The 23246-nt window shown below is 69.6% G+C and carries 18 protein-coding genes; 10 read left to right on the forward strand and 8 right to left on the reverse strand.

What is annotated here, in order from left to right; all coding sequences use genetic code 11:
• Positions 1-265: 265 nt before the first annotated feature.
• Positions 266-1708: an alginate lyase family protein gene (locus IEY95_RS00385; RefSeq protein WP_189184574.1), complete on the forward strand. Its 1443-nt coding sequence runs from the start codon at positions 266-268 to the stop codon at positions 1706-1708.
• Between the two features lie 227 nt (positions 1709-1935).
• Here IEY95_RS00385 and IEY95_RS00390 read toward each other — a convergent pair whose 3' ends face one another.
• The 6 genes from IEY95_RS00390 to iolC all read right to left on the reverse strand — a co-directional run bounded on the left by IEY95_RS00390 (position 1936) and on the right by iolC (position 9107).
• Entirely contained in the window at positions 1936-2667 is a 732-nt protein-coding gene (locus IEY95_RS00390; protein WP_189183774.1) for a GntR family transcriptional regulator, read from the reverse strand.
• Positions 2668-2828: 161 nt separating this feature from the next.
• Entirely contained in the window at positions 2829-4322 is a 1494-nt protein-coding gene (locus tag IEY95_RS00395; RefSeq protein ID WP_189183775.1) for a CoA-acylating methylmalonate-semialdehyde dehydrogenase, read from the reverse strand.
• Between the two features lie 38 nt (positions 4323-4360).
• A complete protein-coding gene (iolD, locus tag IEY95_RS00400) occupies positions 4361-6232 on the reverse strand; it encodes a 3D-(3,5/4)-trihydroxycyclohexane-1,2-dione acylhydrolase (decyclizing) (protein WP_189183776.1) in 1872 nt (623 codons plus the stop codon).
• A complete protein-coding gene (gene iolB, locus IEY95_RS00405; RefSeq protein ID WP_189183777.1) occupies positions 6232-7140 on the reverse strand; it encodes a 5-deoxy-glucuronate isomerase in 909 nt (302 codons plus the stop codon). The genes iolD and iolB overlap by 1 nt, the downstream gene beginning before the upstream one ends.
• Positions 7141-7205: 65 nt before the next feature.
• Positions 7206-8084 (reverse strand): Cgl0159 family (beta/alpha)8-fold protein, encoded by an 879-nt coding sequence (locus IEY95_RS00410; RefSeq protein ID WP_189183778.1) that lies wholly within the window; start codon positions 8082-8084, stop codon positions 7206-7208.
• Between the two features lie 66 nt (positions 8085-8150).
• Positions 8151-9107: a 5-dehydro-2-deoxygluconokinase gene (gene iolC, locus IEY95_RS00415; RefSeq protein ID WP_189183779.1), complete on the reverse strand. Its 957-nt coding sequence runs from the start codon at positions 9105-9107 to the stop codon at positions 8151-8153.
• A gap of 291 nt (positions 9108-9398) precedes the next feature.
• Here iolC and IEY95_RS00420 point away from each other — a divergent pair, with 291 nt between their 5' ends.
• Genes IEY95_RS00420 through IEY95_RS00440 form a run of 5 tightly spaced genes read left to right on the forward strand, consistent with a single transcriptional unit; the run spans position 9399 to position 14360 of the window.
• Positions 9399-10418 carry a sugar ABC transporter substrate-binding protein gene (locus IEY95_RS00420; protein ID WP_189183780.1) on the forward strand — a complete coding sequence of 340 codons (1020 nt, stop codon included), beginning with the start codon at positions 9399-9401 and terminating at the stop codon, positions 10416-10418.
• Positions 10418-11494, forward strand: a complete 1077-nt coding sequence (locus tag IEY95_RS00425; RefSeq protein WP_189183781.1) for an ABC transporter permease — start codon at positions 10418-10420, stop codon at positions 11492-11494. Before IEY95_RS00420 ends, IEY95_RS00425 begins: the two co-directional genes overlap by 1 nt.
• 4 nt (positions 11495-11498) lie before the next feature.
• A complete protein-coding gene (locus IEY95_RS00430) occupies positions 11499-12410 on the forward strand; it encodes an ATP-binding cassette domain-containing protein (RefSeq protein WP_189183782.1) in 912 nt (303 codons plus the stop codon).
• Between the two features lies 1 nt (position 12411).
• Positions 12412-13314: a sugar phosphate isomerase/epimerase family protein gene (locus IEY95_RS00435; RefSeq protein ID WP_189183783.1), complete on the forward strand. Its 903-nt coding sequence runs from the start codon at positions 12412-12414 to the stop codon at positions 13312-13314.
• Between the two features lie 26 nt (positions 13315-13340).
• Positions 13341-14360 (forward strand): Gfo/Idh/MocA family protein, encoded by a 1020-nt coding sequence (locus tag IEY95_RS00440; protein ID WP_189183784.1) that lies wholly within the window; start codon positions 13341-13343, stop codon positions 14358-14360.
• A gap of 76 nt (positions 14361-14436) precedes the next feature.
• Here IEY95_RS00440 and IEY95_RS50325 read toward each other — a convergent pair whose 3' ends face one another.
• Together IEY95_RS50325 and IEY95_RS00450 are read right to left on the reverse strand one after the other, a co-directional pair.
• Positions 14437-16200: a SpoIIE family protein phosphatase gene (locus tag IEY95_RS50325; protein WP_308429262.1), complete on the reverse strand. Its 1764-nt coding sequence runs from the start codon at positions 16198-16200 to the stop codon at positions 14437-14439.
• Positions 16201-16441: 241 nt separating this feature from the next.
• Entirely contained in the window at positions 16442-17530 is a 1089-nt protein-coding gene (locus IEY95_RS00450) for a LacI family DNA-binding transcriptional regulator (protein WP_373294415.1), read from the reverse strand.
• Between the two features lie 194 nt (positions 17531-17724).
• Here IEY95_RS00450 and IEY95_RS00455 point away from each other — a divergent pair, with 194 nt between their 5' ends.
• The 4 genes from IEY95_RS00455 (at position 17725) to IEY95_RS00470 (ending at position 23195) form a co-directional block, all read left to right on the forward strand.
• Positions 17725-18651, forward strand: coding sequence for a carbohydrate ABC transporter permease (locus IEY95_RS00455; protein ID WP_189183787.1), 927 nt, complete (start codon positions 17725-17727; stop codon positions 18649-18651).
• A gap of 4 nt (positions 18652-18655) precedes the next feature.
• Positions 18656-19600, forward strand: coding sequence for a carbohydrate ABC transporter permease (locus IEY95_RS00460; RefSeq protein ID WP_189183788.1), 945 nt, complete (start codon positions 18656-18658; stop codon positions 19598-19600).
• Between the two features lie 92 nt (positions 19601-19692).
• A complete protein-coding gene (locus IEY95_RS00465; RefSeq protein ID WP_189183789.1) occupies positions 19693-21036 on the forward strand; it encodes an ABC transporter substrate-binding protein in 1344 nt (447 codons plus the stop codon).
• A 101-nt stretch (positions 21037-21137) separates the two neighbouring features.
• Positions 21138-23195, forward strand: a complete 2058-nt coding sequence (locus IEY95_RS00470; protein WP_189183790.1) for a beta-galactosidase — start codon at positions 21138-21140, stop codon at positions 23193-23195.
• The last annotated feature ends 51 nt before the right edge of the window (positions 23196-23246 follow it).

Genomic DNA, 23246 nt, shown 5'->3' on the forward strand with positions numbered 1-23246 from the left:
GTTCGGCGAAGGCGCCGCGTGTCTCAGCCGCGCCCGAGGCGGAGGTCGGCCACGGTCGACGACGGGGATCGGCATGCGCGGCCCCGGACTCGCGCGACGTGCGGTGCTGATCGCTCGGCGCCCTTCTCGGACCGGTCCGCAGCGTCCCGCAGTTGCCCGACTTTTTGTTATCGGCCGCGTTCCACGGCGTCTCCTGTGCGTAGGCATCCCAGGCACCGAGCGCTAAGGAACCACGTCAGTGACAGCACAGATCAGTCGCCGAACCATGCTGAAGATCGCCGGTGCGGCCGCGGGCGCCGCCGGAGCCGGCACTGCCGTCGCGGCGGCCCCGGCGTCGGCGGCGAGCGGTGTCTTCGCCCATCCCGGGATGCTGCACACCCAGGCCGACCTGGCCCGCATGGCGGCCAAGGTGAAGGCGGGGGCGCAACCCTACACGGCGGGCTTCGCCAAGTTGACGGCCAACCGGCATGCGCAGAGCACCTGGACGGCCAACCCTCAGGCGACCGTCTATCGCGGCTCGGGCACGCCCGAGAACTACGCCACGCTCTACAACGACATCCACGCCGCCTACCAGAACGCCCTGCGCTGGCACATCACCGGGCACACCGCGCACGCCGACACCGCCCGCGACATCCTCAACGCCTGGTCGGCCAAGCTGACCAGACTCGACGGAAGCGCCGACCGGTTCCTCGCCTCGGGCCTCTACGGCTACCAGTTCGCCAACGCCGCCGAGCTCATCCGCGGCCACGGCGGCTTCGAGCTGGCCCGCTTCCAGAAGATGATGCTCAATGTCTTCCATCCGCTGAGCGAGGACTTCCTGGCGAACCACAACGGCGCCTACATCAGCAACTACTGGGCCAACTGGGACCTGACGAACATCGCCTCCGTCCTCGCCATCGGCATCCTGTGCGACGACCGCACCAAGGTCGATCGGGCCGTCGCGTACTTCAAGCACGGGGCAGGAATGGGCTCCATCAAGAACGCCATCCCGGTCGTGTACTCCGACGGCCTCGCCGAGTGGGCCGAGGCCGGCCGCGACCAGGGCCATGCCCTGCTGGGCGTCGGCCTGATGGGCACCATCTGCGAGATGGCCTGGAACCAGGGCATCGACCTGTACGGCTACGACGACAGCCGCTTCCTCAAGGGCGCCCAGTACGTGGCCAAGTGGAGCTTGGGCGCGGACGTGCCCTACACCCCGTACACCCGGAAAAAGGGCGCGCCCGGCATCTGGTCGGGCACGGAGACCGCTTCCGCGGCGGCGGCCGTCGACCCGGCCATGGCCCGGCCGATCTGGGCCATGATCGCCAACCACTACACCAAGCGCCGGGGACTGGACGCGCAGTACCTCACGCGGATCGCGGCCCGCTTCGCGCCCGAGGGCGGCGGCGGGGACTACGGCCCCAACAGCGGCGGTTACGACCAACTCGGCTTCGGCACCCTGGCGTTCACCCGCGGCCGGGCCACCACGGCCGGGACGACGGCATCGCCGACACCCTCCACCACCGGATCCGACGCGTCGGGCTCCGGAGTCGCGTCCGCCGCCCCTTCCTCCAGCGCGAGCCCGCTCGGCGGGAGGAGCGGCGACCTGGCCGCCACCGGATCCTCGGACCTGCCCGCCTGGACCGCCGCCACCGGCGTCGCCGCCCTCGCGGGCGGCCTGCTCCTGCTGCGTCGCCGCGGACAGGCCCGCCGCGACTCCGGGCAGTAGGAGGGAGCCCGGAACCGGCTCCCGACCGCAGCACGGACGGGAGCCGGGAGGCCGCCGGAAGGGTCAGAAGTCGGCCGTGGCCGCCTGGAGGGCCGGACCACCGCGCGCGAGACCGTCCTCGCCCCGCGGCCCGTCGTCAGGGGCACGACGACCGCGGCCGACTGACACGGCGGGGGCGACTTCAGGAACGTACGAGACTCCAGGACCGTACGCCCGCACGCGCTGTCTCAGGCGCGGACGAGCAGCTGGAACTCGAAGGCGTACCGCGAGGCGCGATAGATGTGGGTGCCGTACTCGACCGCGCGGCCGGTGTCGTCGTAGGCCGTGCGCCGCATGGTGAGCAGGGCGGCGCCCGCGGGTTCGTGCAGCCGCTCGGCCTCCTCCGGTGTGGCCGAGCGGGCTCCTACGGACTGGCGGGCGCTGTGCAGGGTGATGCCGGCCGCGCGCATCATGCGGTACAGGCCGGTCGACTCCAACCGGGCGGTGTCGACGTCCAGCAGTCCCTCCGGAATGTAGTTGCACAGGGCCGCGACGGGCTGGCCGTGAGTGAGGCGCAGTCGGTCCACGCGGTGCACGCCGCTGCGCTCGGCGATGCCCAGGGCAGCGGCGACCTCCGGGGAGGCCGGTTCGACCTCGTTGTGCAGCACCTGGGTCGTGGGGCTCTGGCCGGCGGTCTCCAAGTCGTCGTAGAGACTGCTCAGTTCCAGTGGACGCTTGACCTGGCTGTGCACCACCTGGGTGCCCACGCCGCGGCGGCGGACCAGGAGCCCCTTGTCGACCAGGGTCTGGATGGCCTGACGGACAGTGGGGCGGGACAGACCGAGCCGTCCCGCGAGCTCGACCTCGTTGCCGAGCAGGCTCCCGGGGCTCAGCACGTCGCGCTGGATCGCGGACTCCAGCTGTTGTGCGAGCTGGTAGTAGAGCGGGACGGGGCTGCTCCGGTCGAGTGCGAAATCCATGCCGGCGAGCGTGGCGGCGGCGCTCGCTCGTGTGGATCCGGCGGTCCGGTGGGGGGAAACCCTTGCCATCGCATCGTCCTGACGTTCGGTCCTGAAGGCGGCCGGTGCGGAAGGCTGCGGATCCGTTCCCGCACCGGCCGCCGCTTGACGCGGGAAAAGGCTCAGGAGTGGCTGGGGAAGCCGAGGTTGATGCCTCCGTCGGCCGGGTCGGGCCAGCGGGTGTTGATCACCTTGCCCTGGGTGTAGAAGGCGATGCCGTCGTTGCCGTAGATGTGCAGGTCGCCGAAGAGGGAGTCCTTCCAGCCGCCGAAGGAGTGGTAGCCGACGGGCACCGGGATCGGCACGTTGATGCCGACCATGCCTGCCTGGACCTCCAGCTGGAAGCGGCGGGCGGCGCCGCCGTCCCGGGTGAAGATCGCGGTGCCGTTGCCCCAACGGGAGCTGTTGATGAGCTTGATGGCGTCGTCGTAGGTGTCGGCGCGCACCACGCACAGGACCGGGCCGAAGATCTCGTCCTTGTACGCGTCCGCGGTCACCGGCACCTTGTCGAGCAGCGATACGCCGAGGAAGAAGCCGTTCTCGTGGCCCTCGACGGCGTAGCCGGTGCCGTCGACGACGACCTCGGCACCCTGGGCCGCCGCACTCGCCACGTAGGAGGCGACCTTGTCACGGTGCTCGCCGGTGATGAGCGGACCCATCTCCGAGGCGGGGTCGTTGCCCGGGCCGATCTTCAGCCCCTTGGCGCGCTCGGCGATCTTCCCGACCAGTTCGTCGCCGGTGTCGCCGACCGCGACCACGACGGACACTGCCATGCACCGCTCACCGGCCGAACCGTACGCGGCGTTGATGGCCTGATCGGCGGCGAAGTCCAGGTCGGCGTCGGGCAGGACGAGCATGTGGTTCTTGGCTCCGCCCAGGGCCTGCACGCGCTTGTCGTGCTCGACACCCTTGAGCTGGATGTACTTGGCGATGGGCGTGGATCCGACGAAGGAGACCGCGACGACGTCCGGGTGCTCCAGGAGGCGGTCCACGGCGACCTTGTCGCCCTGCACGATGTTCAGCACGCCGTCCGGCAGTCCGGCCTCGGAGGCCAGCTCAGCCAGCCTGAAGGAGGCCGACGGGTCCTTCTCGCTCGGCTTCAGCACGAAGGTGTTGCCGCACGCGATGGCGAGCGGGAACATCCACATCGGCACCATGGCCGGGAAGTTGAACGGCGTGATGCCGGCGACGACGCCCAGCGGCTGGCGAATCGAGGCGACGTCGACCCGGGTCGAGACCTGCGTGGACAGCTCACCCTTGAGCTTCTCCGAGATGCCGCAGGCCAGCTCGACGATCTCCATGCCGCGGGCGACCTCGCCGAGCGCGTCGGAGTGGACCTTGCCGTGCTCGGCGGTGATCAGCTCGGCGATCTCGTCGCGGTGGGCGTCCAGCAGTTCGCGGTACTTGAACAGGATCGCCGTGCGCTTGGCGAGCGAGGCGCTCCCCCAGCTCTCGAACGCGGCCTTCGCGGTGGCGACGGCGGTGTCCACCTCGTCGACCGAGGCGAAGCCGACCTGCTTCTCCTGGGCGCCGGTGGCCGGGTTGTAGACCGGGCCGACGCGTCCGGAGGAAGACTTGACGGGCTTGCCGCCGATCCAGTGGGTGATGGTCTTCATGGTGCGGGGGCCTTTCGTGGGCGGGGAGGTCAGAGGAGTCAGAGGTGGCGGCGGCGCGCTGCGGCGTGGCCGTCGTACCGTTCACGGGCGTTCAACGCGGCTTCGCGCGAGGCCACTTCGGCGACGGGTACGTCCCACCAGGCCTCGGCCGGAGGGGCGGTGGGCGTCCGGTCGGTCTCGACGTACACGCATGTCGGCCGGTCCGAGGCGCGCGCCGTGGCCAGCGCGTCCCGCAGTTCCCGTACGGTCTTGGCGCGCAGGACGTCCATGCCGAGGCTGGCGGCGTTGGCGGCGAGATCGACCGGGAGCGGGGCCCCGGAGAAGGTGCCGTCGGCGGCGCGGTAGCGGTAGGCGGTGCCGAAGCGCTCGCCTCCCGTCTCCTCGGAGAGGCCGCCGATGGAGGCGTAGCCGTGGTTCTGGATCAGCACCAGGTTGACGGGCAGGCCCTCCTGGACCGCGGTGACGATCTCCGTGGGCATCATCAGATACGTGCCGTCGCCGACCAGCGACCAGACCGGTGTTCCGGGGGCGGCCTGCTGGACGCCGATGCCCGCGGGGATCTCGTAGCCCATGCACGAGTACCCGTATTCCAGGTGGTACTGGCGTGGGCCGCGCGCCCGCCACAGCTTGTGCAGGTCGCCGGGGAGCGAGCCGGCCGCGTTGATGACCACGTCGTCGTCGCCGACGACCGCGTCCAGGGCGCCGAGGAGCTGGGTCTGCGTGGGCACGGCGGAGTCCTCGGCCCGGTAGGCGGTCTCGACCACTTCCTCCCAACGCGCCTTGCCTGCGCGGTACTCGGCCTCGTACGCCTCGTCCACCCGGTGGCCGGACAGCCCCTCGGTGAGAGCCTCAAGGCCCGCCCGCGCATCCGCGACCAATGTGCGGGCGGCGAGCTTGTGGGCGTCGAAGGCGGTGATGTTGAGGTTCACGAACCGGACGCCGGGCTCCTGGAACAGCGTGTGGGACGCGGTGGTGAAGTCGGTGTACCGGGTGCCGACCCCGATGATCAGGTCGGCGGTGCGGGCGATGTCGTCGCAGACGGCGGTGCCGGTGTGGCCGATGCCGCCGAGGTCGGCGGGGTGGTCGTACCGCAGGGAGCCCTTGCCCGCCTGCGTGGAGGCGACCGGGATGCCGGTGGCGTCGACCAGGGCCTTCAGCGCGCCCTCGGCCTCACTGTGGTGCACTCCCCCGCCGGCGACGAGCAGCGGACGCTCGGCTGCGCGGATCGCCCGTACGGCTTCGGCGAGTTCGACCGGATCGGGGGCGGGACGGCGTACGTGCCAGACCCGCTCGGCGAAGAACTCCTCCGGCCAGTCGTACGCCTCCGCCTGCACGTCCTGCGGCATGGCGAGGGTGACGGCGCCGGTCTCGGACGGGTCGGTCAGGACCCGCATCGCGTTCAGGGCGGACGGGATCAGCATCTCGGGGCGGGTGATCCGGTCGAAGTAGCGGGAGACCGGGCGCAGGGTGTCGTTGACGGAGACGTCTGCCTCGACGGGGTGTTCCAGCTGCTGGAGCAGCGGGTCGGCCGGGCGGGTCACGAAGTAGTCGCCCGGCAGAAGCAGCACCGGGAGGCGGTTGACCGTGGCGAGGGCCGCGCCGGTGACGAGGTTGGTGGCGCCGGGGCCGATGGACGTGGTGACGGCCTGTGCGGACAGGCGGTTGAGCTGGCGCGCGTAGCCGACCGCGGCATGCACCATGGACTGCTCGTTGCGGCCCTGATGGAAGGGCATGGTGTCCTCGCCGGCCTCCAGCAGCGCCTGGCCGATGCCCGCCACATTGCCGTGGCCGAAGATGCCCCAGGTGCCGGCGATCAGCCGGTGCCGTACGCCGTCGCGTTCGCTGTACTGCGCGGACAGGAAGCGCACCAGTGCCTGGGCGACGGTCAGACGGCGGGTGGGGGTGCTCATCAGGACTTCTCCGGTGCCGTGTAGAGGGGGAGGCGGGGGTCGACCGGCCGCTCGGGCCAGGTGGCGCGGATCCAGGTGTGGTCGGGGTGATCGCAGATCAGCCAGGCCCGGTCCGGCCCGGGACCCGCCATGACGTTGAGGTAGTACATGTCGTGTCCTGGCACGGCCATGGACGGTCCGTGCCAGCCGTCCGGGATGAGGACGACATCGCCGTCGCGCACCTCGGCCAGCACGTCGGTGTTGGTGCCGTGGCCCGAGGGCGAGACCCGCTGGTAGCCGAGGCCGGGCGTGCCCTCGTGGGCGGCGAACTCGAAGTAGTAGATCTCCTCCAGCTCCGATTCCTCGCCGGGCCGGTGCTCGTCGTGCTTGTGCGGCGGGAAGGAGGACCAGTTGCCGCCGGGCGTGATCACCTCGACGGCGATCAACTTGTCGCACTCGAAACCCTGTCCATCAGCACCTCCGGCACGGGCCGCCGCACCGAAGTTGTTGACCTGGCGCGAGCAGTTGCCGGTGCCGCGCATCTCGACCGGGACGGAGGAGGCGGGCCCGTAGCGGGCCGGCAGCCTGCGGGCGCAGCGGGCACCGGTGAGCGCGAACCGTCCGCCGTCGCGCGAGGCGATCGAGGCCTGGGCGTCCCGGGGGACGTACGCGAAGTCGCTCACCCCGCTGAAGACGCTCTCGCGCCCGGCGAGCCGGAATGTGTCGCCTCCGACGGCGACGGTGCAGCCGCCCGACAGCGGGAGCACGATCCACTCGCTGTCGCCGGTGTCGAAGGCGTGCCAGCCACCGGGCGGCAGTTCGAGGACACGCAGGCTGGAGTAGCCCCAGCCGGCCGACTCGGGGGTGACGTCGACGGTGTAGGCGTCGGCGGTGGCCTTGCCCGCGGGAAGGTGGTGCGTGGTGGTCATCGGGTGGCTCCTGTACGGGGCTCAGAACAAGCTGAACAGGGGTTCAGAAAGGGCAGAACGGGCATTCAGAGCAGGCCGACCGCGGTGTCCACCGCGGTCTCGACGCTGCCCTCGGCGGGGTAGAGCAGCGACCGGCCGACGACCATGCCCTGGACGGTGGGCAGTCGCAGGGCCTTGCGCCATCTCTCGTACGCCCCCTCCTGGTCCCTGCCGACCTCGCCGCCGAGCAGCACGGCGGGCAGGGTGGACGCCTCCAGTACCTCGGCCATGTCGTCGGGGTCGTGGGTGACCGGCAGCTTGAGCCAGGTGTAGGCGGAGGTGCCACCGAGCCCGGAGGCGATGGCGATGGACCGGGTGACGGCCTCGGCGCTCAGGTCGTTGCGGACCGTGCCCTCCACCCGGCGGGATATGAACGGCTCGACGAACAGCGGCAGTCGGCGGGCTGCCATGTCGTCGACGGCGCGGGCCGTCGTCTGCAGGGTCTCCAGGGAGCCGGGGTCGTCGTAGTCGATGCGCAGCAGGAGCTTTCCGGCGTCGAAGCGGAGCCGCTCGATGTCCTCGGCGCGGTGGCCGGTGAAGCGGTCGTCCATCTCGAAGCAGGCGCCCGCGAGCCCGCCACGGTTCATGGAGCCCATCACGACCTTGTTCTCCAGGACGCCCAGGAGCAGCAGGTCCTCCAGGATGTCGGCGGTGGCCAGCACCCCGTCCACACCGGGCCTGGACAGCGCGACGCAGAGGCGTTCCAGGAGGTCGGCGCGGTTGGCCATGGCCAGGCGGTGCTCGCCGACACCGAGGGCGCCGCGCGCGGGGTGGTCGGCGGCCACGATCATCAGGCGGCCGCTGTCGCCGATCAGCGGGCGGCGGACACGGCGGGCGGCCGCTTCGGCGATGGCCTCCGGGTGCCGGGCGCGCACCGTGACGAGGTCGGGGATGCTGATGCTCAAGACAGGCTCCGTTCAGGGGTGGCGTCGGTCGGCCGCGTTCGCGGTGCGCCTCGGCCTCGGACTCGGTCAGCCGCGTACGAGGAGGTCCTCGACCTCGGACTCGGTCGGCATCGCGGAGGAGCAGGCGAGCCGGGAGGCGACAAGCGCGCCGGCCGCGTTGGCGTACCGGATGGTCTTCTCCAGCTCCCAGCCGGACAGCAGACCGTGGCAGAGCGAGCCGCCGAACGCGTCTCCGGCGCCGAGGCCGTTGACGACCTCCACCGGTACCGGCGGGACCTCGGCGACGGTGCCGTCACGGTGGACGGCCAGGACTCCCTTGGGACCCTGTTTGACGACGGCGAGTTCCACACCGGCGTCGAGGAGAGCCTGGGCACAGGCCCGTGGTTCGCGTACCCCGGTGGCGATCTCGCACTCGTCGAGGTTGCCGACGGCGACCGTGGCATGGCGCAACGCCTCGGCGTAGTACGGGCGCGCGCTGTCGGGGTCCTTCCAGAACATCGGGCGCCAGTCGAGGTCGAAGACCGTGGTGCCCGACTTGGCGCGCGCCTTCAGGGCGGCGAGCGTGGCCGAGCGGCTGGGCTCCTCGCTCAGACCGGTGCCGGTGATCCAGAAGATGCGGGCCGCGCGGATGGCGAAGAAGTCCAGCTCGTCGGTGTGGATCTCCAGGTCCGGCGCCTTGGGCCGCCGGTAGAAGTACAGCGGGAAGTCGTCCGGCGGGAAGATCTCGCAGAAGGTGATCGGCGTGGGATACGCGGCGACGGGCGTGACCCAGCGGTCGTCGACGCCGAACTCCTTGAGCGCCTGGTGGAGATAGGTGCCGAAGGGGTCCTGGCCGGTGCGGGTGATCACCGCGGTGGCGCGGCCCAGGCGCGCGGCGGCCACCGCGACATTGGCCGCCGAGCCGCCGAGAAACTTTCCGAAGGACTCGACCTGCGCGAGCGGCACACCCGTCTGCAGGGGGTAGAGATCGACGCCGATACGTCCCATGGTGATGACGTCGAAGGATTCAGCGGACTCAGGCATGCGTGACGCTCCTGATGCGTGGGATGCGGGCAAAGGGGCGCCCGATGCCTCTTAGGTGTAGGACGCACAGCAAGCTCCTGTCAAGACTTTGTACTGACATTCGGACCTGCTCAGGAAATGATGTCTTAACAAAGTATTGACAGGTGGGTGCAACAGGGACTTGTATCCCGTCCCAACGAAACAGCCTCGTCACCGGCTCAAGATCCGGACCTGCCCGTCCGGGCCCGCACGGGCACCGCGCCCCGCGCCGTCCCGTTCCCTTCCCCTGTCGCACAGTGAGGTGCTGGAAAGATGGACCGCACGTTTCACCCCCGCTCTCGCAGAATCGCCCCAGTCGTAGCGATCGCGGCGGCATCCGCCCTCCTCGTCGCCGGCTGTTCCAGCGGCTCGGGAGGCAAGAAGGCAGAGGAAAGCGGCGCCGCCGCGTCGGCCGGCAAGGCCAACACCCCTCGCATGACAGTCGCGCTGGTCACCCATCAGGCTCCCGGCGACACGTTCTGGGACATCGTCCGCAAGGGCGCCGAGGCCGCCGCGGCCAAGGACAACATCAAGCTGGTCTACTCCGCCGACCCGAGCGCGGGCAGCCAGGCCAACCTCGTCCAGAACGCCGTCGACCAGAAGGTCGACGGCATCGCGATCACCCTGGCCAAGCCGGACGCCATGAAGGACGTCGTGAGCAAGGCGAAGGCGGCCAACATACCGGTGGTGGGCCTCAACTCGGGGGTGAGCGACTGGAAGAAGCTGGGCCTGATGGAGTTCTTCGGACAGGACGAGGGCGTGGCGGGCGAGGCGCTCGGCAACAGGCTGAACTCGATCGGCGCCAAGAAGGCCGTCTGTGTGATCCAGGAGCAGGGGAACATCGGGCTCACCCAGCGCTGCGACGGTGTGAAGAAGACGTTCTCGGGCACGACCGAGACGCTGTACGTCAACGGCACCGACATGCCCTCCGTGAAGTCGACGATCACCGCCAAGCTCAAGCAGGACAGCGCGATCGACTACGTGGTCACCCTCGGCGCCCCGTACGCCCTGACCGCGGTCCAGTCGGTGGGCGACGCGGGCAGCAAGGCGAAGGTCGCGACCTTCGACCTCAACAAGGACCTGACCAAGGCCATCAAGAAGGGCGACATCCAGTTCGCCGTCGACCAGCAGCCCTACCTCCAGGGCTACCTCGCCGTCGACTCCCTGTGGCTGTACAAGAACAACGGCAACTACAGCGGTGGCGGTGAGCAGCCGGTGCTGACCGGCCCGGCCTTCGTCGACAAGAGCAACGTCGACGCCGTGGCCTCGTTCGCCGCGAAGGGCACTCGGTGATGAGCATGTCCCCCCAGGCTGCGCCGGCGGTGACCACACCGCCGGCCCCCGGCCCCAAAGAGACCGACGGCCGCACCTCACAGCGCCCCTTGGCGCTGCGGCTGCTCGCCCGGCCCGAGGTCGGTGTCTTCCTCGGCGCCGTCGCGGTGCTCGTCTTCTTCCTGATCGCGGCCCCCTCGGTCCGCCAGGGCAGTTCGATGGCCACGGTCCTCTACCAGTCGTCGACCATCGGCATCATGGCGCTGCCGGTGGCCCTGCTGATGATCGGCGGCGAGTTCGACCTGTCGTCCGGTGTCGCTGTGATCACCTCGGCGCTGACCGCGAGCATGCTCAGCTACCAGCTGACCATGAACGTGTGGGTGGGCGTGATCGTCGCACTCCTCGTGTCGCTCGGGATCGGCGCCTTCAACGGCTGGATGGTGGTCCGCACCGGATTGCCCAGCTTCCTGGTCACGTTGGGCACCTTCCTGATCCTGCAAGGCGTGAACCTCGCGGTCACCAAGCTGGTCACCGGCAACGTCGCGACCGACGACATCAGCACCATGGACGGCTTCGACCAGGCGAAGAAGATCTTCGCCTCGTCGTTCGACGTCGGCGGTGTCCAGGTGAAGATCACCGTCGTGTGGTGGCTGGTCTTCGCGGCCCTGGCCACCTGGGTCCTGCTGCGCACCAAGTACGGCAACTGGATCTTCGCCGTCGGCGGCAACAAGGACAGCGCACGCGCGGTCGGCGTGCCGGTGAACTTCACCAAGATCACACTGTTCATGACCGTCGGCTTCGGCGCGTGGTTCGTCGGCATGCACCAGCTGTTCTCCTTCAACACCGTGCAGTCCGGCGAAGGCGTCGGCCAGGAGCTGATCTACATCGCGGCGGCGGTGATCGGCGGCTGTCTGCTCACCGGCGGCTACGGCTCCGCGATCGGCCCGGTCTTCGGCGCCTTCATGTTCGGCATGGTGAACCAGGGCATCGTGTACGCGGGCTGGAACCCCGACTGGTTCAAGGCGTTCCTCGGCGTGATGCTGCTCGGCGCCGTCCTGATCAATCTGTGGGTCCAGCGCACGGCGACCCGGAGGTGACCGCATGACAACCAACGGAACCGGAACCCACGGCGCCATCATCGAGGACACCATGCCCGAAGAAGACCGGCCGCTCGTCGAACTCCGCAACGCGGGGAAGTCGTACGGCAACATCCGTGCCCTGCACGGCGTCTCGCTCACCGTCCAGTCCGGCAAGGTGACCTGCGTGCTCGGCGACAACGGCGCCGGCAAGTCCACCCTCATCAAGATCATCTCGGGGCTGCACCAGCACACCGAGGGCGAGTTCCTCGTCGACGGCACGCCGGTACGGTTCACCACCCCCCGCGAAGCCCTCGACAAGGGCATCGCCACCGTCTACCAGGACCTCGCCACCGTCCCGCTCATGCCGGTGTGGCGGAACTTCTTCCTGGGCTCCGAAATGACCAAGGGCCCCTGGCCCGTCCGGCGCCTGGACATCGAGAAGATGAAGAAGACCGCCGACGAGGAACTGCGCAACATGGGCATCGTCCTCGACGACCTCGACCAGCCCATCGGCACCCTCTCCGGCGGCCAGCGCCAGTCCGTGGCCATCGCCCGCGCCGTCTACTTCGGCGCCCGCGTGCTCATCCTCGACGAGCCGACCGCCGCACTCGGCGTCAAGCAGTCCGGCGTCGTCCTCAAGTACATCGCCGCCGCCCGCGACCGCGGCCTCGGCGTCATCTTCATCACCCACAACCCGCACCACGCCTACATGGTCGGCGACCACTTCAGCGTCCTGCGCCTCGGCACCATGGAACTCAGCGCCGACCGCAGCGAGGTCAGCCTGGAAGAGCTCACCAACCACATGGCCGGCGGCGCCGAACTCGCGGCCCTCAAGCACGAGTTGGCACAAGTCCGCGGCGTCGACGTCGAGGAGCTCCCCGAAGCCGAGGACCTCCAGGCACCCGTGGCGGCCTCCTCCGAAGGGACCTCCTGAGATGACCACTCCCCTCGACCGCATCCGGGTCGGCTCGGCCCCCGACTCCTGGGGTGTCTGGTTCCCGGACGACCCGCAGCAGGTGCCCTGGGAACGGTTCCTGGACGAGGTCGCCGAGGCCGGCTACTCCTGGATCGAACTCGGCCCGTACGGCTATCTGCCGACCGACCCGGCCCGGCTCACCGACGAGGTGAACAAGCGTCGATTGAAGGTGTCGGCCGGCACGATCTTCACCGGGTTGCACCGCGGACCCTCGGTCTGGGAGTCCACCTGGAAGCACGTCAGCGAGGTCGCCGCGCTCACCCAGGCGTTGGGCGCCAAGCACCTGGTGGTCATCCCGTCCTTCTGGCGGGACGACAAGACCGCCGAGATCCTCGAGCCGCCGGAGCTGACCGCCGAGCAGTGGGCCCACCTGACCAAGGGTATGGAGCGGCTCGGCCACGAGGTCAAGGAGACGTACGGACTCGACATCGTCGTCCACCCGCACGCCGACACCCACATCGACACCGAGGAACACGTCGAGCGCTTCCTCGACTCGACCGACTCCGACCTGGTCAACCTCTGTCTGGACACCGGGCACTACGCCTACTGCGGCGGCGACAGCGTGAAGCTCATCGAGACCTACGGCGAGCGGATCGGCTATCTCCACCTCAAGCAGGTCGACCCCGACATCCTCGCCGACGTCGTCAGGAACGAGGTGCCCTTCGGTCCCGCCGTCCAGCGCGGCGTGATGTGCGAACCCCCTTCCGGTGTACCGGAGTTGGAGCCGGTACTGGTCGCGGCCCAGCGCCTGGGCGTCGAACTGTTCGCCATCGTCGAGCAGGACATGTACCCCTGCGAACCGGACAAGCCGCTGCCCATCGCCGTGCGCACCCGCACGTTCCTCCGCTCCTGCGGCGCCTGAACCACCCGAAGGGACCACCGAACACCATGACCCAGCGCGGAACGCTCGGCATCGCCGTCATCGGCACCGGCCGGATGGGGGCCGACCACGTACGCCGTATCACCGAGGTCATCAGCGGGGCACGGGTGACCGCCGTCGCGGACCTCGACGCGGAACGGGCCAAGCAACTCGCCGCGGGCATCGACGGCTGCACCGCGTACACCGACCCGTCCGCCGCCATGGCCGCGGACGACGTCGACGCCGTGATCATCGCCTCGCCCGGCCCGGCCCACGAGGCGGCGCTGCTCACCGCCTTCGAGCACGACCTGCCGGTGCTGTGCGAGAAGCCCCTCACACCGGACGCGGCCTCCGCGCTGCGCGTCATGGAGGCCGAGCAGAAGCTCGGCCACCGGCGGGTCCAGGTCGGATTCATGCGGCGGTACGACGCCGAGTACCTGAAGCTCAAGTCACTGCTGGACAGCGGCGAACTGGGCAGGCCGCTGATGCTGCACAACCGGCACCGCAACGCCGACGTCCTGCCGTACTTCACCGAGCAGATGCTGATCAACGACTCCGTGGTGCACGAGATGGACGTCGCCCGCTGGCTGCTGAATCAGGAGATCACCGCGGTCACGGTGATGAAGCCGAAGCCCTCCGGCAACGCGCCCGAAGGCCTGTCCGACCCGCAGTTCGTCGTCTTCGAGACGGACGGAGGCACCCTGGTCGACGTCGAGATCTACGTCAACTGCCGCTTCGGTTACCAGGTACAGGCCGAAGCGGTCTGCGAGAACGGCACGGCACGGATCGGCGAGGCCCACGGGATGCTCGTCAACACGGCGGGACGGTGGGGCGGTTCCGTCGCCCCGGACTTCGTGGAGCGGTTCGTGGACGCCTACGACCGCGAGGTCCAGGCCTGGGTCGACGCCACGCTGCGCGGCGAGGTCACCGGGCCCAGCAGCTGGGACGGATACGCCGCGGCAGCCGTCTGCGAGGCGGGCGTCCGCGCCCAGGCGGAGGGCCGCCGGACGGAGGTCCGACTGATCGAGCGCCCCGCCCTCTATCGCTGACACACCGAGGGCGCTCCCCCAGGAAGTTGTCGGTCTTCCTGCGCGAGAAGACCGGCGTGCACCTCGCCCACGTGCCTCAGTGGCGCGTGAGGCGGTGCACGCGGGCGGCGAGCACGGCGACGTCGTCCTCCGCGGGACCGCTCATCAGCTGGGCCAGGACATCGTCGACGATCTTGTCGAGACTGTCTCGTGGAGAGAGTCTCAGCCGAGTGAGGCGGCGGAGGGATTCGTCGATGTCCTCGTCCCGGCGTTCCACCAGGCCGTCGGTGTAGAGCAGCAGGGTCCCGCCGGGCACACCCGGGCGCGTGACGGTCTCGTACGAGCCGAACCCGGTGCCCAGCGGTGGACCCACCGGAAGGGGCACGATCTCGGGGTGTCCCTGCGGAGTGAGCCGAAGGGGAGGCAGGTGTCCCGCGTTGGCGTACGAGACGGTGTTGGCATGGGGATCGCCGAGGGCCACCAGGCAGGTGGCGACCCGGTCGAAGCCGGCGTCGGCGACCATGCGGTCGGCGTGCTGGAGCATCTCGTGCGGTTGCAGTCCGGTGTCCGCCAGCGCCCGCATCATGGACCGGTAGTGGCTCATGGCGACGGCCGCCTCGACTCCGTGGCCCATGACATCGCCGATGACCAGGAGGTTGCGGTCACGGGACAGGGCAAGGGCGTCGAACCAGTCGCCGCCGACCACCGTGGTGTCGTCCGCCGGCAGATACCGAAAGGCCGTCTCCAGGTTCGGGTGGGGGACGGTCGGCTCGGTCAGCAGGGCCCGCTGCAGCTCCAGGGCCATCGCATGGTCGCGGGCATAGCGGACGGCCCGGTCCAGGGCCCGGGCGGCGCGGGCCGCCAACTCCTTTGCCACCACGGCGTCCTCGCGCGTGAAGGAGGGTGAGGGTCCGGCGCGGATCATCGACAGGGTGCCGAGGAGACGGTCCTCGGTGCCCAGGGGTGTGATGAGGAGGGAATGGACCCCGAGGGCGCGATACCGGGCGACCCGGCCGGCATACGGTCCCTCGGGCACGTCGCCCGCCGAGAGGTCGTGCATCCAGGACTCTCCGGCGTCCAGCCGCCGCCGGATCGGTGACCCCGCTTCGTATTCCATAGACACACCGATCGCGCCGATCTCCCGCAGCGCGGACCTGAGCTGCGGTGCGAAGCTGGCCGCGGCCCGGCGCAGCCGCATCACTCCGGGCGGAGTCCCGCGCCGCCCGGAGGGCCGATCCTGCTGGAACAGCTCCACGCCTGCGGCGTCGGCGAGCCCGGGGACCACGAAGTCGGCCAGCTCGGCGCAGGTGGCCTCGACGTCCAGGGTCGTGCCGATCCGCGTGACCGCGGTGTCCAACAGCGCCATACGCTGCTGGGCGCGCTCCAACTCGCGCAGATACTGGCTCGGTTCGGTGATCTCCAGAGCGACGCCGACCAGCCCGACGATCCTGCCGTGCTCGTCCTCCAGCCGGTGGTACGTCGCCCGCCACACGCGGCGCGCGGGAGGCGAGGGAGCATGGGTGAACCCGGTGGCGACCAGCTGGCGGGGCCGCCCGTCCCGGAGCACCTCCCGCAGGACTTGCTCGGCGTGATGCACTCCCGGCAGGACGTCGGTGAGGGTGCGGCCGAGGTGGGCCTCGGCCGGCAGCCCGTCCACCCGGGCCATGCGCGGGTTGACGTACAGAAAGCGCAGTTCGGTGTCGAGTACGGCCACTCCCGCCCTTGTGCCCTCCAAGATCCGGCGCAGTACTCGGTACTCACGGCCGAGCGGCAGGCCCGCGACAAGGCCGCCCGCCGCCGCCAGCACCGCCTCGACGTCGCTGGAGATCAGGGGCTGCGCGGCAGGAACGTCCGGCGCCACCGGCATCCTCCTCGGGTCCCGGGAGTCTGCGACCCGCTGAACATCCATGATCGGTCACACGGGCGTGTCGCGCACGCGCGCGTGAGGTCAGAGGGCGGCGAGCGGTGACGTCCAGGCGGCCGCCGGGCCCCGGCCGGGCGGGGGGGCCATGCCTCCTGCAGCCGGGCGAGGCGGCCTGCGCGAGGGAGAACGGCGTTCCCTCCGTGCTGCTCGCGGCGGCCCTGCGCGCCGCGGCGCCGTTCTACTCGCCCGCGGCAAGAGGGGCCGGCGCGGTGCTGTCGCGCACCACGAGTTTCGTGGGGACGAGCGTGGTGCCGTGCTCCGCCCCCTCGTGGCGCATCCGCCGCAGCACTCCCTCGACGCAGAGGCGTCCCACCTCGGCGAAGTCCTGGTGGACGGTGGTCAGGGGAGGCAGGAAGGAGCCGGCCTCGGGGATGTCGTCGAAGCCGATGACGCTGACGTCGTCGGGGATCTTGCGGCCGCGCTCGTGCAGGGCCCGCAACAGCCCGAGTGCCATCTGGTCGTTGGCGGCGAACACCGCGGTGCAGTCCTTCTCGCCGGCGAGTCGCAGACCGGCGCGGTAGCCGGACTCCGCCGACCAGTCGCCTCGTACGACGGGTGGCAGGACGCGTCCCGCATCGGCGAGTTCGAGGCGCCAGGCGTCGGCACGGCGCTGTGCCGCGAACGACTCCTCGGGACCGGCCAGATGCCAGACCGTGCGATGCCCCAGGTCCAGGAGGTGGCGTACGGCGGCACGGGCTCCGCCGGCCTGGTCGGTGTCGACCACGGTGTAGCGGTCGCCCGCGTCCGAGTCGGCGACCACGACCTGGACGTGGGGCGGCAGGGAGATGGTCGCCGCGTCGAGCAGATGCACTTCCATGATGACGATGACGGCGTCGACGGCGAGCTCGCCCAGCCGGGAGAAGGCGCCACGCACCTCGTCCTGGGTGGGAACGGCGACGGGCAGGAGCGTGACGGCGTAACCCTCCTGCGCCGCGGAGGTGGCGATCGCCTCCAGGGTGCGCATATTGCCCGTGGTGGAGAGGTTGAAGGTGATGACGCCGATGGTGAGGAACTCGCCGCGTTTGAGGGCGCGGGCGGCACTGTTGGGCCGATAGCCCAGCTCCTTCATGGCCGCGAGCACCTGCTGCCGGGTCTCCTCGTTGACCCCCGCGTAACCGTTGGACACCCGGGAGACCGTCTGCGAGGAGACGCCGGCCAGGCGCGCGACATCCGCCATGGACGCACTCTGTGTGCGCCGCGCGGCCCGCTTCTCCGTACGCGTGCGTGCCCGATCCCTGCTCGTCGAGGCACCGTCCGCTGTGTCCACCCGTCTCCCTCGATTACCTGAGTCGCTGTTTCATCAGGCGACCCTTGACCGCCGACATTGGGGCAGTGTAGACATGCCGCCATCAGATGTTTACGTAAACATAACAGCCGGAGGCATCCTCCGGACCTTGATGTTTGCGTAAACATCGCGACGGCGTACGACGCCGGTTCCGAGATGGACGAGCGAGGAACGACATGACGACGCTACAACCGCCCGCGGCCGCGACACGGCCCCCGACCCCACCTCCGGCGAAACGGGACCGCCGTTCCTGGACAGGGTGGGGGTTCATCGGCCCGTTCGCGGTGGTCTTCGCCTTCGTCTTCCTGGCTCCGATCGCGTACTCGATCTACCTCAGCCTCTTCCGCACCCAGCTCATCGGCGGCACCACCTTCGTGGGCCTGGACAACTACCAACAGGCCCTGCAGGACCACCAGTTCTGGGACTCCCTGGCACGTGTGTCGCTGTTCCTGCTGGTGCAGGTGCCGATCATGCTGGGCATCGCCCTGCTCGTCGCGCTCGCGCTGGACAGCGGACGGCTGTACGGCAAGGACTTCTTCCGGATCTCGATCTTCCTGCCGTACGCGGTACCCGCCGTGGTCGCCACCCTCATGTGGGGCTTCATGTACGGCACCCGTTTCGGCCTGGTGAGCGACATCAACGACGCCTTCGGCGTCTCGCTGCCCAACCCGCTCGGGCCCGATCTGATCCTGGCATCGATCGGCAACATCGTCACCTGGGAGTTCGTCGGCTACAACATGCTGATCTTCTACTCCACGCTCCGCGTCATCCCGCACTCGCTGTACGAGGCCGCGCAGATCGACGGCGCCGGACAGATCCGCGTCATCACCGCCATCAAACTCCCGGCGATCCGCGGCGCCCTCGTCATCGCGACGATCTTCTCGATCATCGGCACGTTCCAGCTGTTCAACGAGCCGAGCATCCTGCAGAAGTTGGCGCCCAACTCCATCACCACCGACTACACCCCCAACTACTACACGTACTCGCTGTCCTTCTCGGGCCAGCAGAACAACTACTCCGCGACGGTCGCCATCGTCATGGGCGTGATCACCATGGTCATCGCCTACGTCGTCCAGCTGCGCGGCATGCGCAAGGGAGCGTGAAGCGATGAGCGGCTCTGTCACCACCGTCTCCCAGCCCGCACGTCCTTCGGCCGGCTCGTCCGGCGCCGTGCCCCGGCTGCGCAAGCCGCGTCGGCACAGTCCCGGGCGCCCCCGGCGCAGTGTGCTGCTGACCGTGCTCACCGGACTGATCCTGCTCTACTCCCTCGTACCACTGGTCTGGCTGGTCATCAGCGCCACCAAGACCCAGGAGGGGCTGGCCCATTCGTTCGGGCTGTGGTTCAACGGCGACTTCGCCCTGTGGGACAACATCAAGGAGACGTTCACCTACAACGACGGCGTCTTCTCCCGCTGGCTGCTGAACACCGTGCTGTACGTGGCGCTCGGGGCCGGGGGTGCCACCTTGCTCGCGGTGCTGGGCGGTTACGCGCTGGCGAAGTTCGACTTCCCGGGCAAGCGTGCGGTGTTCGCCGTCGTCATCGGTGCCGTCGCGGTGCCGGGCACCGCCCTGGCCGTACCCACCTTCTTGATGTTCAGCAAGATGGGGCTGACCGACACCCCGTGGGCGGTGATCATCCCCTCCCTCATCTCCCCCTTCGGCCTCTACTTGATGTGGGTGTTCGCCACCGAGGCCGTGCCCGCGGAGCTGATGGAGGCCGCCCGCATCGACGGCGCGGGCGAGCTGCGCACCTTCTTCCAGGTCGTCCTGCCGCTGCTGGCGCCCGGCATCGTGACCGTCTCACTGTTCACGATGGTCGCCACCTGGAACAACTACTTCCTGCCGCTGATCATGCTCAAGGACCCCGACTGGTATCCGCTGACGCTGGGCCTGAACAGCTGGAACGCCCAGGCGGCGACCGCCGGCGGCACCCCTGTCTTCCACCTGGTGATCACCGGCTCACTGATCACGATCCTGCCGCTGATCGCCGCGTTCCTCCTGCTCCAGAAGTACTGGCAGTCCGGGCTCGCCGCCGGAAGCGTCAAGGAGTAACCCCCTTCAAGCCCCCGCAACAACCCCTCTCTCGCACAGTTCTCAACCCTCATCAGGCACGGTTTCGGCCACGACGAAGTGGAAGCACGTCCATGCACATGAACCCTCGCCGCCTGCTGCGCGGCCTCGCCCTCGTCTCCGCTCTCGCCCTGGGGGCGACCGCCTGCGGAGGCTCCGACGACAGCGGCTCCAGCTCGAAGCCGGTCTCCGCGAAGGACGTCGACGCGGCCCTGAAGAAGGGCGGCAACCTCACGGTGTGGGCCTGGGAGCCCACGCTCAAGCAGGTCGCCGCCGACTTCGAGAAGGAACACCCCGCGGTCCACGTCAACTTGGTCAACGCCGGCACCGGCAACGACCAGTACAAGGCCCTGCAGAACGCCATATCGGCGAAGAAGGGCGTCCCCGACGTCGCGCAGATCGAGTACTACGCGCTGGGCCAGTACGCCCTCACGAAGGGGCTCGACGACCTGACGCCGTACGGCGCGGACAAGCTCGCGAGCAAGTACTCCCCCGGCCCGCTGAACGCCGTGAAGGCCGGCACCAAGAACATCTACGCCCTGCCCATGGACTCCGGGCCCATGGCGCTGTTCTACAACAAGAAGGTCTTCGACAAGTACAAGATCAAGGTGCCGACCACCTGGGACGAGTACCTCACCGCGGCCCGCGCCCTGCACAAGGCCGACCCCAAGGCGTACATCGCCAATGACACCGGCGACGCGGGCGAGACCACCAGCCTGCTGTGGCAGGCCGGTTCGCGGCCCTACAAGGTCGACGGCACCAAGGTGACGATCAACTTCTCCGACGCGGGCGCCAAGAAGTACACCGCCGTCTGGCAGAAGCTCCTCGACGAGAAGCTGCTCGCCCCCATCTCCGGCTGGACCGACGACTGGTACAAGGGGCTCGGTGACGGCACCATCGCCACCCTCGCCACCGGCGCCTGGATGCCCGCCAACTTCGCCACCGGTGTGAAGGGCGCCTCCGGCGACTGGCGCGCGGCACCGCTGCCCGCGTGGACCGCGGGCGACAAGGCCAGCGCGGAGAACGGCGGCAGCTCCCTCGCACTGCCCACCCTGGGCAAGAACAAGGAACTCGCCTACGCCTTCGCCGAGTACGCGAACGCCGGTAAGGGCGTGCAGACCCGCCTCAAGGCGGGCGCCTTCCCGGCGACCACCGCTGACCTTCAGTCCAGCACCTTCCAGAACACCGAATTCCCGTACTTCGGCGGGCAGAAGGCCAACAAGATCTTCGCCGATTCGGCCGCGAACGTCGCCTCGGACTGGTCGTACCTGCCCTACCAGGTCTACGCCAACTCGATCTTCAACGACACCGTCGGCAAGGCCTATGTCTCCGGCACCAAGCTGACCGCCGGTCTGCAGTCCTGGCAGGACGCCTCCGTCAAGTACGGAAACGAGCAGGGCTTCACCGTCCAGAAGTAACCGCCTGAAGGCTGCCGCTGAGGAGCAGGCGCTCAGCGGCAGCCGCTCGGAAACAACCACGTACCTCGCGCCGCCCCGTGCAGCACACCGGAAGGACCACCATGATCTCCACCCTCCTGTCCCAGTTGCAGCACGGGCCGGACGGTGACCCCACCCCACGCCTCGCGTACGGCGCCGACTACAACCCCGAGCAGTGGCCGCGCGAGGTGTGGGAGGAGGACGTACGGCTGATGCGCGAGGCCGGCGTCACCATCGTCTCGGTGGGAATCTTCTCCTGGGCGCGCATCCAGCCGGCCGAGAACGAGTGGGACTTCACCTGGCTCGACGAGGTCATGGACCTGCTGTACGCGGGCGGTATCGGGGTCGATCTGGCCACCGCGACCGCCTCCCCGCCGCCCTGGCTCAGCACGGCGCACCCGGAGATCCTCCCGGTGACCGCCTCCGGTGAGACGCTGTGGCCGGGGGGCCGCCAGCACTGGCGTCCCACCTCGCCCGTCTTCCGCGACCACGCGCTCCGCCTGGTGCGGAAGATGGCCGAGCGGTACGCGAACCATCCCGCGCTGGTGGCCTGGCACGTCTCCAACGAGCTGGGCTGCCACAACATCTACGACTACTCCGACGACGCGGCCCGTGCCTTCCGCGACTGGCTGCGCGCCCGCTACTCCACACTCGACGGCCTCAACCACGCCTGGGGCACCGCGTTCTGGTCCCAGCGGTTCAGCGACTGGGAGCAGATCCTGCCGCCCCGGCTGGCCGCCTCCTACCCGAACCCGACGCAGCAGCTGGACTTCAAGCGTTTCTCCTCCGACGCGCTGAAGGAGTATCTGCGCGCGGAGCGGGACCTGCTGCGCGAGATCACGCCCGGTGTTCCGGTCACCACGAACTTCATGGTGATGGGCGGCACCAAGGGGATGAACTACGCCGACTGGGCCGACGAGATCGACTTCGTCTCCAACGACCACTATGTCCTGCCCGGCCCGCAGGACCGGGACGAGCTGTCCTTCTCCGCCAACCTCGTCAGCGGGGTCGCGGGCGGGCGTCCGTGGTTTCTCATGGAGCACTCCACCAGTGCCGTGAACTGGCAGCCCGTCAACCTGGCCAAACGGCCGGGCGACCTGGCCCGTGACTCGCTGCTGCACGTCGCGCACGGCGCCGACGCCGTGTGCTTCTTCCAATGGCGCCAGTCGGCGGCCGGCGCCGAGAAGTACCACTCGGCGATGGTTCCGCACGCCGGGCGCGACAGCGAGGTCTTCCGTGCGGTGGCCGACCTCGGCCACACCCTGCGGACGCTGGCTCCGGTCGCGGGAACCGAGCGCGAGCCGGCCCGGGTCGGCATCGTCTTCGACTGGGAGTCGTGGTGGGCGAGTGAGCAGGACTCCCACCCGACCTCCCGCCTCGACTACCGTCAGGAGGCGCTCGACTGGTACTCCGCCCTCCTCGCTCTCGGCGTGCGCGCCGACATCGTGACCACGCGGACCGACCTCGACCGGTACGAGGTGCTGATCGCCCCCGTGCTGCACATGGTGTCCGCGGCGCTGTCCAAGGAGCTCACGCGGTACGTCGAGCACGGCGGTCACCTGGTCACCACGTACTTCTCCGGCGTCGTGGACGAGAACGACCACATCTGGCTGGGCGGATACCCGGGAGCCCTGCGCGAGCTGCTCGGCATCAGCATCGAGGAGTTCGGGCCGCTGCTCGACGGCGACACGGTCGAGCTGGAACCGGGGCCGGACGGCGGCACCACGGGCACCCTGTGGACCGACCGGATCACCGTCACCGACCCGGAGGTGGAGGTGCTGTCCCACTACCGCGGCGGCCCCTACGCCGGTCGCCCCGCCGTCACCCGGCGCACGGTGGGCCGGGGTTCGGCCGCGTACGTCTCCACCCGGCTCGGCGTGGACGGCCTCACCGGCCTGCTGCCGCGGCTGCTCGCCCCGGCCGATGTCCGCAGTGAACTGCCCGACGGCGCACGGGGCAGCGTCGAGCTGATCGTGCGCCGCGGTGCCGACAGCCGCTATCTGTTCCTGGTCAACCGCACCGACGAGACGGTGCCGCTGACCGGACTCTCCGGGGAACTCCTGATCGGTCACGCCGGAGACGACGGCGCCCCCGTCCTCTCCCCGAGGGACGTCGCCGTGCTGCGACAGCCCGCGACCTGACGACGGGGCCCCGTCCTCTCCCCGAGGGTCGTCGCCGTGCTGCGGCGGCCC

The organism is Streptomyces albiflavescens, from assembly GCF_014645835.1.
Taxonomy (GTDB): domain Bacteria; phylum Actinomycetota; class Actinomycetes; order Streptomycetales; family Streptomycetaceae; genus Streptomyces; species Streptomyces albiflavescens.